This is a genomic window from Abyssisolibacter sp. ZYX002, from assembly GCF_056892235.1.
On the sequence record NZ_JARMXH010000003.1, the window covers coordinates 216,660 to 231,072 of the forward strand.

Annotated in this window: 11 protein-coding genes and 1 riboswitch; of the genes, 8 read left to right on the plus strand and 3 right to left on the minus strand. The window is 28.9% G+C overall.

All coding sequences use genetic code 11. From position 1 onward, the window contains the following. The first annotated feature begins 56 nt into the window (after positions 1-56). The 3 genes from P3X86_RS11065 (at position 57) to P3X86_RS11075 (ending at position 3,043) form a co-directional block, all read left to right on the plus strand. Positions 57-497, plus strand: coding sequence for a hypothetical protein (locus P3X86_RS11065; protein WP_483292752.1), 441 nt, complete (start codon positions 57-59; stop codon positions 495-497). A 170-nt stretch (positions 498-667) separates the two neighbouring features. Beyond that, the gene (locus P3X86_RS11070; RefSeq protein WP_483292753.1) at positions 668-1,111 is read left to right on the plus strand and encodes a hypothetical protein; all 444 of its coding nucleotides are present in this window, start codon (positions 668-670) and stop codon (positions 1,109-1,111) included. 432 nt (positions 1,112-1,543) lie between these two features. After that, the gene (locus P3X86_RS11075; protein WP_483292754.1) at positions 1,544-3,043 is read left to right on the plus strand and encodes a 4Fe-4S dicluster domain-containing protein; all 1,500 of its coding nucleotides are present in this window, start codon (positions 1,544-1,546) and stop codon (positions 3,041-3,043) included. A gap of 86 nt (positions 3,044-3,129) precedes the next feature. Here P3X86_RS11075 and P3X86_RS11080 read toward each other — a convergent pair whose 3' ends face one another. After that, positions 3,130-5,598, minus strand: a complete 2,469-nt coding sequence (locus P3X86_RS11080) for a lamin tail domain-containing protein (RefSeq protein WP_483292755.1) — start codon at positions 5,596-5,598, stop codon at positions 3,130-3,132. A 443-nt stretch (positions 5,599-6,041) separates the two neighbouring features. Here P3X86_RS11080 and P3X86_RS11085 point away from each other — a divergent pair, with 443 nt between their 5' ends. From P3X86_RS11085 to P3X86_RS11095, 3 genes are all read left to right on the plus strand, one after another. Beyond that, positions 6,042-6,524, plus strand: coding sequence for a sigma-70 family RNA polymerase sigma factor (locus P3X86_RS11085; RefSeq protein WP_483292756.1), 483 nt, complete (start codon positions 6,042-6,044; stop codon positions 6,522-6,524). A gap of 1 nt (position 6,525) precedes the next feature. Then, positions 6,526-7,548: a DUF3298 and DUF4163 domain-containing protein gene (locus tag P3X86_RS11090; protein ID WP_483292757.1), complete on the plus strand. Its 1,023-nt coding sequence runs from the start codon at positions 6,526-6,528 to the stop codon at positions 7,546-7,548. An 82-nt stretch (positions 7,549-7,630) separates the two neighbouring features. Next, the gene (locus tag P3X86_RS11095) at positions 7,631-8,065 is read left to right on the plus strand and encodes a hypothetical protein (RefSeq protein WP_483292758.1); all 435 of its coding nucleotides are present in this window, start codon (positions 7,631-7,633) and stop codon (positions 8,063-8,065) included. 106 nt (positions 8,066-8,171) lie between these two features. Here the strand turns inward: P3X86_RS11095 and P3X86_RS11100 are convergent, their stop codons facing one another. After that, entirely contained in the window at positions 8,172-9,065 is an 894-nt protein-coding gene (locus P3X86_RS11100; protein WP_483292759.1) for a sirohydrochlorin cobaltochelatase, read from the minus strand. 250 nt (positions 9,066-9,315) lie between these two features. Further along, positions 9,316-9,496, minus strand: a riboswitch (cobalamin riboswitch). Positions 9,497-9,530: 34 nt separating this feature from the next. Further along, positions 9,531-9,959, minus strand: a complete 429-nt coding sequence (locus tag P3X86_RS11105) for a hypothetical protein (protein WP_483292760.1) — start codon at positions 9,957-9,959, stop codon at positions 9,531-9,533. Between the two features lie 353 nt (positions 9,960-10,312). Between P3X86_RS11105 and P3X86_RS11110 the strand changes: the two genes are divergently transcribed. Both P3X86_RS11110 and P3X86_RS11115 read left to right on the plus strand, forming a co-directional pair. Further along, the gene (locus tag P3X86_RS11110) at positions 10,313-11,017 is read left to right on the plus strand and encodes a class I SAM-dependent DNA methyltransferase (protein WP_483292761.1); all 705 of its coding nucleotides are present in this window, start codon (positions 10,313-10,315) and stop codon (positions 11,015-11,017) included. 370 nt (positions 11,018-11,387) lie between these two features. After that, positions 11,388-14,357: a M28 family peptidase gene (locus P3X86_RS11115; RefSeq protein ID WP_483292762.1), complete on the plus strand. Its 2,970-nt coding sequence runs from the start codon at positions 11,388-11,390 to the stop codon at positions 14,355-14,357. The last annotated feature ends 56 nt before the right edge of the window (positions 14,358-14,413 follow it).

Consider the following 14,413-nt stretch of genomic DNA (forward strand, 5'->3'; position numbering starts at 1 on the left):
TTAATGAGAAAACTTTTTAAAAATTCCTAAAAATATAGTTATAAGGAGATTATGAAATGACAGAAATGAATAGTAATAATTTAACTCAAAATATGGAGTTTGAAGCTTTTCAAGTTAAACCAATGGTAAAAGATGCGGCTTTGTCAAATGAAATATTTATGCAAATAAAAAATGCTAGCTTTCAAACAATAGAGGATGCTCAATTGATTATGATGACAAATATTCCTGCTGGTCTAATGTTGTCAGAGGTGACAATTATACAGGAATTAAATCAACTAATAGAGATGCTAGAAGACGGCTTCATGGAAATAACAGTAGATTTACCTAAGATGGCTCCAAATTCTTCTATGATAGTGAATGCTTGCATATATTATGCAGGTGATTTGATGAATCCAAATTATACAATAGATAGTACAGTATATCTTACTATGGATGATGAAGTAAAAGATTCAAAAGCTGCAGAAGTAGTTATGGTTATGAAACCAGAAATAGATTAATCCAATATACTGGAATTACTAAAAAACACAAGGTTGTCTGATAGACGGCCTTTTTTATGTATTTTTAGTATAGAGGATGTCAAAATAAAAGTTATGTCATATTATATTAGTGGGACAAAGGAAAACAAGCCCTAATTAAATTGATGATTAATTAAGGAGTAGGTATTAATATGATTGGTATGAAAAATCCTTTAACAATGGCTTTATTTTATTCAAGACCAATGGCAAGAAATGGAGCTTTAACTAACAAAGTAGCTGTATTAACTAAAAACGAAGGTTTTGTAACAGCTGATAAAGCGCAAGTATTTATTGAGAGTACAATTCCTCCTGGAATGATATTATCACAAATAACTATTACACCAGAAGAGTTTGAGTATGAGATGAGAATGTTAGGTAATGGTAAATTTTTAGTAACAGTTGATTTACCAGAAATACTTCCAAACGAAGATGTTATGGTTACAATGGATGTTTATTTTGCAGGAGAGCTAACAGCACCTTCATATAAATTAGATACAACTGCAGCGTCTGTAATGAAGGATGAACTTCAAGATGCTAAAGCTTCAAATGTTGTTATGGATATGGAGCCTGAGATAGATTTAGATGTTTGGCAATAATTAAAGATTACGAGGCATTTCTCAGTGGAGCGTGAGAAATGCCTTTATTATTGTGATTATCTTTTTACTGGTTAGTGTAAAGGAACTTTAATAAAAGTATGAAAAAATATATAATAGTCAGTACGGGTGGTAGATAAATAAAAGGTGTGAAAAATCCTAATAAGGCTAGATTTTTGAAAACTTTATAAAACAAAAAGAGTTAAATATATAGATGTTAGTTTAAAATATGATATAATGAAGCAAGACAATTCTATCATTACATAGGGGTTATTCAATCTCTAAATTCTCTACAGTAAACGAATGCTATTTTTTTATTGTAAATGCTTTGACAATTTATAAAAACTATTATAATATACATAGAGTACATTGTATACACAAAACATTTATTATATATTAATTTAACATATAAGTTATAAGAAGGGAGCGAAATGAATGTATAATTTTGAGACAGAACTAAAAAAGCTCAAATTTCAGGTTTTGGAAAAAATTGCTAATTTAGCAAAAGAAAATAGATTAAACAATGATGAATTTAGAAAGCTATCATATGATATAATACCTGGGAAAAAGCCATTATATAGGTGTTGTGTTTATCATGAAAGAGCAATATTAAAAGAAAGAGCAAAGATAGCATCAGGATATATTCCAAATGGCGATTATGCACAAGAGCTAATACAGCCAGAGCATGATGATGAAATAATGTATATAATAGAAGCTGCTTGCGATAGATGTCCAATAAATAAATATACAATAACAGAAGTATGTAGAGGATGCATTCAACATAAATGTGTAGAAGTATGTCCGGTAAATGCAATAACGAGATTAAATGGTAGAGCATACATAAACCAAGAGCTATGCAAAGAATGTGGTAGATGTAAAGATGTATGTCCTTATAATGCAGTATCAGAAGTTATGAGACCTTGTAAAAAGGTGTGTCCCGTGGATGCAATAGCTGTAGACAGTGATAGAACAGCAACAATAGATAACACAAAATGTATAAACTGTGGAGCTTGTATGGAAGGATGTCCTTTTGGAGCAATATCAGATAGAAGTTATATTGCATCAGTTGTCAAAGGTATAGAGAAAGGTGATAAACTATTTGCTATAATTGCACCATCTATTATTGGGCAATATGGTGCTGGTGTTTCTTTAGGGCAGGTCAAAGCAGCACTAAAAAAAGTAGGATTTACTGATATAATTGAAGCAGCGTTAGGAGCGGATATAGTTACAATACATGAAGCAAACGAACTAATAGAGAGATTGGAAAATGGAGACAAGTATATGACTAGTTCATGTTGCCCAGCGTTTGTATCATATATAAGAGAAAAGTTTCCAAGTGAGATATCAAAGATATCCCATACAGTATCGCCTATGATAGCTACAGCAAGGTTTATAAAAAAAGAGCATAGCGACGCAACAGTTGTTTTTATTGGACCTTGTACAGCTAAGAAAGAAGAGATGAAAATGCAAGACGCAAAAGATGTTGATTATGTACTTACGTTTGAAGAACTGACAGCATTGTTGTCTGCGTATGATGTTGATGTAAAAGAATGCGAAGCTACAAAGGCAAATGATGCATCACAGTATGGAAGAAATTTTGCTCAAAGCGGAGGTCTATCACAGGCAATACAAAATGTTATAGAACAAGGAGATAAAGATGTACAGTTTGAGCCTGTCAAAGTAAGTGGACAAGCGGAAATAAAGAAATGTTTGACACTAGCAAAAATGGGCAAATTACAAGGGAACTTTATTGAAGGTATGATGTGTGAAGGTGGATGTATAGGTGGTAAGGCATGTATATTGGAGCAGAGAAAAGTTAAGCCCGCCTTAAATAAATTTAGCAAAGCCTCAAATGTTGTTGATATAGTTTCTAATGAAAAATTAAAAGAATTTGAGGGTATTGAGTTAGATAAAAGAAACATAGTAAAAATATAGAATTTAGAATCAGACAGATTGACATTAATAATACTATTTATAAAACAGCTATTTAAGTATAACCCAAATAGCTGTTTTAAATATAATCAATTTTTAGTAAAATCTATCTGAATCAAAACAGGATCATGATCAGAGCATCTACCGTCTGCTTCAACAAACATAGAGTTCATATTAACTGGATTGATAGTAGTTTTATTAGCAAAACGAGAGTTTATGAGTACATTATCAAGCACCTGAGAGCTTCCTCCATGTATATAGGTAAACCTTTCATTAACACTTATATCTTTAAATAGATTATTCATATTCCCATTATCCTCTAATACTACAATAGGATCACTGTATTCGTAATCATTCATATCACCAAGTACTACAACAGTAGTTCTTTCATTATTCGGAATAGTTTTTACAAAATCACGAACAGCAGTTGCTTGTTCTACACGTTTTGTAGTATTATCTTTTTGCTTTCTTTCTGCTTCACTGTAAACAGTAAAGATACCTTTCCCTCCTCTTTTTGAAGAAAAGTGATTATTTATGACTATGATTTGTTGTCCTTTAAATTGAAACTCTGTAGCTAATGATTTTCTAGTCCCATAAAATGCTGTGTTTTGAGGGTCTATCCTAACTGGATTTTTGTTCAAATGGCCATTAGTATATATACCTTTGTCTGAGAAAGTGCCTTTATTACTTTCATTTCCAACTAAGATAACTCTATCAGTTCTATATAAAAATCCTACTCTGATATTACTTCCTGGCTGGCCACCATCTTTATCATTTTCAGGGGCAATATCGGTAAATTTATAGTTGTATTTTTTTCCTTTAGGAGACAGCTGAGCAATCTTATTTATTAGAGCTTTATAAGACTGGCTGGCATCGGTTGTACCATCATCTATAGGGCCATTATTATCTTGAACTTCAACTACTCCTATAATGTCTGGTGCTTTTAAATTACATATTATCGCTCTAGCTAATCTTTCTATTTTTTCTTCACCAACATTTTTATTAAAGTTTTCAATATTGAAAGATGCTATAGTTAGTTTATTGTAATCAGGTACTATTTTAGCACTAGGTTGAACTAATCCACAATCCACTAATTTCGGCAAATGGTTTATATTATATACTTTGTAAGTACCAAATGCATAACTAACAACAGCAGTGATAGAAGAATCAAATTTATCACCTGTTTTGGGCATAAATGATTTGTCAATAAAACCAGTAGTAGTTTTATTACCTTTTGGCTCTGTGATAGGATATACATTTTCACCTATGATAAAGATTTCAGGGTTTTTGTTATTTTTAGTGGTTTTAATACCTCCATAGGAGTTTAGTTTGCTAGTTGACGCTATACCATTATCGGCTAATACATAAACTTCACCGAATTTTTCATTAGCACCTATTATGTGAGGTCTGTTTATTTGTATTAGCATACCTTCAAGAGACTCATAAAAATCCATTGCATCAGTCTCAGGATTAAAATTTGCATCATCAAAAGCTACAGATTCATCTTCACTATAAATTATTGAAGTAGAAACCATTCTTTTACCTTTACCAGTACCTATAATTACTGGGCTAGGAAGCGAGTTATTGCTTGATATTTCTTTAATGTTAGATTCTGTTTGAACTAATATTGAAGTCTGCTTTAATTCTCCCGGATAACCTGATTCTATCACTTTACCTGAGACTTTAATAAGATCTCCTACATCTATAAAATCAGGTTTTTTATAATCATATTTAGAGCTAGGGGTTTTCAGTGGTAGTATTAATATTCCTTCAGATGTTTTTATGTCATTGTCAATAAATTCGTCTCTTTCTTGAATAGTGAAACCATCAAAGACCCTATAAAATTCACCTGATGAGTTCTTTTTGTATTTATATAGTATGGCAGTAACAACACCCTCAATATCAGATACATTTTTGTTTTTTATAGGTGAGAAATGACTTGCACCTTGAATATCATGAATTCTTAATTGTGTAGTAGGTGGCTCATTATTACTAAAAACACCAAGAGTAGAAAAGTCATCTATATTATTTGAAAAAATCCATTCATCAGATGGAGATATCTTTTCAATATTACCTTTTGTAATATGTGCTTTTCTCATTATTTTAATATTTGCTCCGTCTTTCTTTTCAGTAAACCATATTCTGTCTACAACTTCATTGTTTTTGACTAATTCTAGCATATCATCACCATTAAAGGTTGTTATGGTAGTATCATTATTGATGTTACCCTTTTCTTTTAATTCACTTGTAGCATCTTTGTTTACAATTACATATGTTTTGTAGTTTGGTAGTTTACCACTTAATGATAATTCTTGTTTATTGTTTTCGTTTTTGTTTACATATTTAACAATTTTATATTCTGATAAGTCAACAGGTTGGTCAGTAGGGTTATACAGCTCTAGAGCCTTGTTATATCCACTACCTTCAAGGTATTCAGAAAAAATTAGAGTATTACTTTCTCCACTAACAGGTTCCTCTATACAGCTAGCTGATGATATAGAAATAAACATTACCATAATAATTATAAAAAGTTTACTTGAAAATTTATAAGAATTCATGACAAAATCTCCTTTCATTATATAGCTTAGTTAAAAGCTCTGATAAAACCTTCAGTATAATAAAGATTTTATGATTTTTTTAGTTAAAATATTCAATTACTTATATTTTAGGTATTGATGAAGTGCTATGGAAACAATTTAAATATTAAAAAATTAAATAATTTGAAACTATTTAGTTTAGTGCCACATCTAATAAGGTGTTAGAAAGTTAAAATAAGTCTTTGTAATGTAATTAAGCAGAATTATTTAGGTTATAGATTTGCGACTAGTATGTTTTCGTATAATTGTTTAGGCATAATAGCAAATCAACCAAATGATTGAACAATAAGTAATTATTGCAAGAGAGTATTAGTAATAGTTTATGATAAAATACAAAAGTAATTAAGGCTTAGTGAAACTTTTTTCTTACATACTACATCTAATTGGAGAAAGGAGCTAATAAAGTGTTCAACCAGCTGGAAGAAAAATATGTAACAATGATAGAACAAAACAAAGAAGAATTTTATAGATTAGCTTATAGCCACGTTAAAAACGAACATGACGCATTAGATATTATGAGTGAAGCAGTTTACAAAGGATTAAGATCTCTTCATAAATTAAATGACGAGAAATTTATGAAAACTTGGTTTTATAGGATACTTATAAATGAAAGCTTAATGGCGTTAAGAAAAAAGAAAAAAATAGTATATAACACGGAAATTGTGGAAATAACAGAGTCTACTGAAATAGATAAAGATGAAATCATGGATTTATATCATGCTATTGATAAACTGTCCACTAATTATAAATCAATTGTCATTTTAAAATATCTAAGACAGATGAAAATACAGCAAATATCAGATATATTGCAATTGAATCCTAACACAGTCAAAACCAGGTTGAGAAGAGGGATACAACAGTTAAAACAATATATGGGAGGTTATTAGCATGGAGGAAAAGCTAAAAAAACTAAACGAAATATATGATAATATCAAAGTGCCTGATAAGCTAGATGAAGTAGTTCATGAAGCATTAAAAAAAGGTAAAAATGGGAGGGTTATATCAATGAATAATAAAAGAAAGAAAAATAGTGTAAAAGGGTGTGCTAAAACAATAGGTTTAACGGCAGCATCATTAATAGTAGCTCTTGGAATATCAGTAAATGCTAGTGCTGAGGTTGCACAAGCAGTTAGTAAAATACCTATACTTAGTAGTATCGCTAAAGTGATTACGTTTAGAGAATATAACATAGACAATGAGGCTTCTAAAGGTAGTGTTAAGATACCAGAGGTTGCTGATGTAAGTAACAAAGAAATAGAGGGAAAAATCAACAAAATGATAAAAGTAAAAGTTGAAGAGATGGTAAAAGAGCAAGAGCAACTAGATAAAGAATATAAAGAAGCTTACCTAGAAACTGGTGGTAAAGAAGAGGACTACAAAAAAGTTGAAACAAAAATTGGATATAATAAGCATTATATTACTGATAAGTTGATCTCATTTGATATATATAAATATCAAACATTAGCTCCAGCATATGATGAGGTTAATTATTACAATATAGATGTAAGCACTGGAAAAGTACTAACTCTTAAAGATATATTAAAGGATGATTTTGTAGACGTAAAAGATAACATCATCAAAGAAATGAACAGACTTATGAATTCAAATGAAGATGAAGAAAGAAAAATGAAGGAAAGCTTGAAATATTCTAAAGAAGCGCTTAAACAAAGCAAAAGCGATCAAGAGAAAAAGCATATAGAGGCTACTATTAAATCTATAGAAGAAAAAATAAAGAATAAGGATTACAGTCAAATTAAATATGATACAGACTATGTAAAGGATATGAAAATTGATGATAATCGTCCATTCTACATAAATAAAGATGGAGATATTATGTTTGTATTTAACAAATATGAAGTTGCAAGTGGCTCAATGGGTAGGCTAGAATTTAAGATAGGTAGTATTAAATAAGTAATTTATCAAAATGAGGTGTGTACTAAACTAGTGCACACCTCATTTTGATATGCCTGTCAGTTCATCTTAGAGAAGAATAATGGAATACAACTGCGCTAATAAAATATGGGATGAATATATAGATACTTTTAATTACTGGAAAAATCTAAAAAATGCAGATATAAAAGAAATAAAAAGAAGGTTTAAATTGGTTAGTGAAACTATGTGGTATACGTTTAACTCACATCAATTTGCTGAGGCTTTTAATCGTGTGATATATAATATGGTAGATAATAAAAAACTACAAAAACGGTTTAAAAAAATAAGAGAAATTTATTGGCAAACACATGATATATGTTATCAGATAATAGCGCTTAATATGTGTAGAGACTGGTCAAGTAAACTCTATGATTTACTAGAATGGGGAATGTGTGAGAATGTTATTACGAACCTTAGAGTCATAAAGGAAAATGATGATAAAGTATTTGCATTGATAAAAGAGTGTGTCCAGATATTAGAAAAAGAGTTGGATTAGCAAATAAGGGGTATCTTATAAGATACCCCTTATTGTTGTAAACATGAAAAAAATTCAGTCGTAACTTTCTTTTTTATTATGTCTATACTTTTTGGTGTTTGGCGAATTAATCTTCACGTTTTTCTTTTTTCAAAGACTCTTTTAAATGATTGACGTAAAGTTCTTGTACTGACTCTATTTGACCTAACCCTTTTAATATTGGCTCTACAGCATATCCTTTACTTTCGAGTATACTACGCCAAGAATCATCATCTTTTCCAGCCATATCATTAGTTGCATGGTCGCCAGCAACTAACATTAAAGGCATCAAATAAACTTTTTTATAGCCTTTATTTTTGGTTATTTTTAATATAGTATCTAATGTAGGGAAACCTTCCACAGTTCCTACGTAAACATTTTCATGACCTTTGTATTTGAATGTATAATCAAGACATGCATAAGCTGAATTTGAAAAATGGTGAGTACCATGTCCCATAAAAAACAATGCTTCATTCTCTTTTAAATTGGGCATTTCTGTTGATAGTGCATCAACCAAATTTATATAATCATCAGGAGAAGTTAAAAGTGGATTTCCAAAATTAACTTTTTTAAACTTATCTTTATATTCGCCAACTATTTTTAAAGTATCGTGATATTCAGAGCCATTCATAATATGTAATGGCTGAATTATCACTTCACTATAGCCATTTTTAACTAGTTTGTCTAGTGCTTCTTTTACATTGTCTATTTCTAGATTATCTCTTTTCTTTAGCTTTTTAATTATGAACTCAGAAGTAAAGGCTCTTTTAAGATCATATCCAGGAAAAGCTTTGGCTATCTTATTTTCCGTAGCCTCAATAGTTAATTTTCTAGTTTCATTATGACTTGTACCAAAACTTATTACTAGAACTGCTCTTTTACTGTTCTGCACATTCTTGCTTATAATTTGAGAATTTGTACAACCTATTAAAACAATAAATGATAATAGTATAATAAATATAACTGTTATACATTTTGACATAAAAACACTTCCTTTCAAATTAGTATGTGATAGGAAGTTAAGATATTTGTATTCATCAAGATACAGACTGTAGTAAGAGTTCGAGTTCAAGGCGTGTTAAAATTGAGTAGCGGAGCTTACTTAGAGGTAAAGTGAGCAACAGAAATTTTAACATCACTGGACTTTTGTCTACAGACTAAAACCGCCATAAAAGGCGGTTTCATAGCGTACTAGTTACAACTAATACTCTAACTTCCCACCGAAGTTTGAATATAATAATCTCTAAAAGGCAGGTCTTCCGACTCCTGTTTATTGCTTAATATCGCCTTCCCGAAATATTCAGTGGCATATTGATATTAAACAAACAGTTACGGCAGCGGGGGCTGTGCAAGAATTACACTTGACTTCCCTTTTAATCACATCTAATGTGAACCTTCCGAAATATTATTCAATTGTTTATAGTATAACACCAAAATAAGAACGTGTCTATAACTTATTTAAGGTATTTAAGAACTTCATCAATTCATTGTATGAGTCAATAGGCATTTGAAAGTATTTATTATCTTTATATTTTAATATACCATTATCTAGAATACCCAAATCGGTATTACCGTGGTTCTTAGCATGAAAATATAATTTAGGAACTTCATCTGTTTTGTGCTTAATTTTTTTCCAATCATCTATCTTTAGAAGAGAAACAAACTTTTTGCTGTCGTTAAGATCAAGTGTAACTGACTTATTTGATTGGTCTAAGCTTTGAGATATAACTATAATAGCATTATTTTTATAGATTGACTCTAAGCTATAATATGTTGAGTACATGTGATAGATAAAAATAACTATAATTGATACAAATATAAACGGTAAAGTTCTTAGTATTTTTTTAGTAGATGTTTTGATAAGTATAACCTCCATTCTATAGTGTAATTAGTGTGCTGATAAATTGGAAAAAATAAATTGAACATTATATACTAAATATAATATTATTTTCTCATGATGTCAAAATTTTTTTAAATTGGTTTTAATAATGTAAATAATAAGTTTGAAGCATATTAGATATTTCTTTATTTTTAAATATATGTATATTATACCTTATAAAAGGCTGTTATGGTATATTGTTAAATTAATGTAAAAAATAACTCTATTTTTTTTAAATAAAAAACATAGAACGACAAAATAATAATAGAAGTTTCAAAATTAAATAGGATAGAATCTTTAATATTGGGTTCGATTTTATAGTATAATTAATAAAAAAGAGGTGAAAGTAAATGAGTTTCTATGAAGAAATAGCAAGATACTATGAATATATATTCCCATTAAAACAAGATAAACTAGATTTTGTTTTAAGCCAAAAAAAAGGTAAGATATTGGATATTGGTTGTTCTACAGGAGAGCTTGCTTTAGCTTTAAATAAGGAAGGATACGAAGTTATAGGTATAGATTTAGATGAAAAAATGATAAATATTGCTAAGAAAAAAGAAATTTCAAAACTTAAATTCTATCACCTAAATATGATGGATATAGAAAAGTTTTTCAAAGACGATAAATTTGATCAGATCACATGTCTAGGAAATACATTAGTACATTTAAAAAGTACTGATAGCATATTGAATTTCTTTAATTCAGTTAAAAAATTATTAGTAGAAGATGGAGTGTTTAAATTTCAGATATTAAACTATGATAAAATATTAGAAGAAAAAATTCAGTATCTGCCAAAGATAGAGAACACAAAAATAAAATTCATTAGAAGATACAAATATACTCCAGATAAAATAATATTTGAAACAGAATTATATATAAAAGAAGAAAACAAAACTCTTACAGGTAGAGTTGATTTAATACCGGTAAAGAAAAAGCAGATCATCAATTTATTAAATGAAGCAGGATTTAATAAAATAACCTATTATAGTGGGTTTGATAAGAGGCCATACACCATAAATGCATTACCGCTGGTTTTTGAAGTTAAGATATGAAATGATAAAATATTAAAAACTAAATCGTAAAGCATTATCAGTTGTGCTATGTACAGTTTTGTAGCGATTAACATAAAGTTAATATACCTACTATAGATGTACATAGTGTTACATTATATAAAATTAAAAGTATTAAAAAAGAGTTATAAAATTAATTACATGGTTTCATATGTATATTAATTTTACTTAACTCTTTTTTTATGACTCTAATAATGAAAGAAGACGAGTGTTAGTAGTTTTAATAAAGCGAAGAAAGAATGTTAAAATATTGAAAAAACAAAATTAAATTAATGACATATTAGACTTAAATTGTGTGAATATTCAATTAAATGTGTTATAATTATAAATTATAATAAAAAGGGGGCTTTATATGCTAAAAGGCAAAAGAATAATAATAGTTTGTATTATGATATTAATTTTAACTACAGTTTATGTTACATACGATAACAATAATCCAGTCTTGATAAATGATTTTAGTGAAGATAAAGTAATGGATCATATAAAAGAACTTTCATCAGATAGATATGAAGGAAGGTTAGCAGGATCTAAAGGTGATAAACTTGCAGGAGAATATATAGCTAACCAGTTTGAGAAATATGGTCTTAAGCCAGGTGGAGATAATGGTACTTATTTTCAAAAATTTAGGACTACAGTACCAAGGCTTAATAGCACACCAATATTAAGGGTAAAGGATCAAAAAGGAAACATTATCAAGGACTATATACATAGAGAAGATTTTTATGAGTTAACATCAGGTTGCGCTGGATCAGGGAATGCAAGTGGAATAATAAATATTATTAGTAATGCTAGTGAGTCAAAAGGAAAACCTATAGTTCTATATAATAAGAGTTATGATCAAAATTTTAGAAAAGAGTTATTAGATACAGGAGTTAAAGCTTTTATTACACCGGGTAAATATGATATTACTAACAGAAAAACTGTTGCTTTAGGGGAATACTCTGGTACTAACAATAAATTCGCACATATAATAATTTCAAATAAAGCATATAACGAATTAATAAAATACAGCAACAAAGGATATATACTAGATGTAGCTGTTGACTTGAAATACGAAAACATAGAAACTAGAAACGTAATAGGGTATATAGAAGGTACTGATAAATATCTAGAGAAAGATATGTTAACTATTACAGCTCATTATGATCATATAGGAATTGACCCAGATGGAACTGTGTTTGGTGGAGCATTAGATAATGCTTCAGGAATATCAACGGTTATGGAATTAGCTAGGTTAATATCAAAGACTAATCCTAAAAGAACTGTAGCATTTGTAGCATTTGATTCAGAAGAAGTGGGTTTACAGGGTTCAAAGAAATATGCTAGAAAACCATTTAGAAGAGCAGAAAATAATAGAATATTAAATCTAGATATGATTGGGACTAAAGAAAATGTTAAACTTTCACTTGAATATAGTTCATTTGGTAAACAACCTAATCAATTTGTAAAAGATTTAGTTAAAATATTAGAAGAAAATAAAATAGAATTCCAAGTATATAACACTTCTCGCCGTAGTGATCATTATAGTTTTAATGAATGCGATATTGACGCGGTATCTTTTATAGACCCAGGCATGAAAAATATACATACTAAATCTGATGATATAAACAATATAGACAAAAACAGGATTAAAAAAATTAGTGTAGTTCCTATCGAATATATGAATCAATATGCAATAGAAACTCATGATTTATACAGATTATGTTTGAGTGAAAAGCAGATAGAAATAGCTAACTACGTTCCAATATATGTAGCTGTATTAATAGTTATATTTATCATAATAATATTAGTTATATCAAAGCTTAAGAAAAACAAAGATATACAAGAAAAAATACTTAAGAGAGGCATATTTACTGCTTTAACTGTATTAATTACCATGTTTGCAATTTTTGTTTTTAACAATTATCTTTGGGAAGATGAGATAAAAGAAAGGGCAGACATACAGCCATTATATACTAATGTTGAAGTTGAAGATGGTTATGAAAAGATAATAGACATTAATGTAGATAAAGAGATAACGGCAATACTGAGTAACAAAAAAGGCATATACAAGATAAAGTTTGATCATTATGGAGATATTGTTGATGATGTAATAAGACTTGACGATGGTTCAAATGTTAGCTATAAAATTATGAATGGTTATATGTATAACATTAAAGATAGCAAATTGTACAAAGAAAGTGATTCTAACACTAAAGCAATATTTAATAATGTCGTGGATTTTGATGTATTTAATGTAAATGGTGATAACTTTATAACAGCATATAATGATAATGAATTGATTTACAAGGTTAACGATAAAGAATATAAGATACCATATGATAGTATAAAAACAGCTAAATTTAGTGCAGATAAAAATCAAAATGTACATGTGTTACTATCTAGCAAGGGGATTATTAGACATGTAGTATTAGATAAAAACGGAAAAGAAGTATTGAGCAACGAGCTTGATAATATTAAACTACCTGATAGTTTTAAGTTTGGCATAGATGAAAACTACGGATATATTATTTATGAAAATCAGGGCATAAAAATGTACTCTACATTTAGCTTGAAATCAAAACAAAAACCTAAAACAAGAAAACTAGAGGTACACGATAGATATGGAGCATTGGTAGAAATTAAAGATATAGAAATATCAAAGTATAGTGATAAAGAAGGTTATTTAAATTCAATGCTAACTGGCTTAACACAAAATGGATATAATTACGGAATGCTTGTAAAATTTAAAAAAGGAAGTTTGTTTAACAATAAAGTAGTATGGGAATACAAAGGTGAAAATAACATTATGAGCAGTACTTTTGTAACATCATATGAAGATAATCAATATGTTGGTGTTATAAAAGGAAATAGCTTCTGTATGAAAAGTTCCAATGTTATGTTTGGAGAAAACTATTCTACGAAGACTATATTAAGCAGAATATATAGAGTTATGCAAAACTTTATAATGATGTTTTTTGTATTAATATCTAGAGTTATATGGATATTAGTTGGATATGTATTCTTTTTAATATGGTATTTAATAAAGAAACATGAATATGATAATGATACGTGGATTGTGTTATTACCTATTACACTATATATGTCTATTCAATTAATGAGTTCTAGTTTAAGTAGTATATTTGGTTACAGATATGATTTCATACTTGTTAGTTTTGTCATAGGAATAATCTCAGGTATTTATACACTACTATATAAGTATGAGAAAGGTAAAGCATCATCAATAAGATTATATACTGTATATGCTGTAATAAACTTATTATTAATAGCAAGTATATATACGCCTTATATTTTGAAGCATAAGATGTATATGGTACAATAAAAATTTATGTGAATGTCACACTTAGGTGTGACGTTTGCTTTTTAAATATATTATTT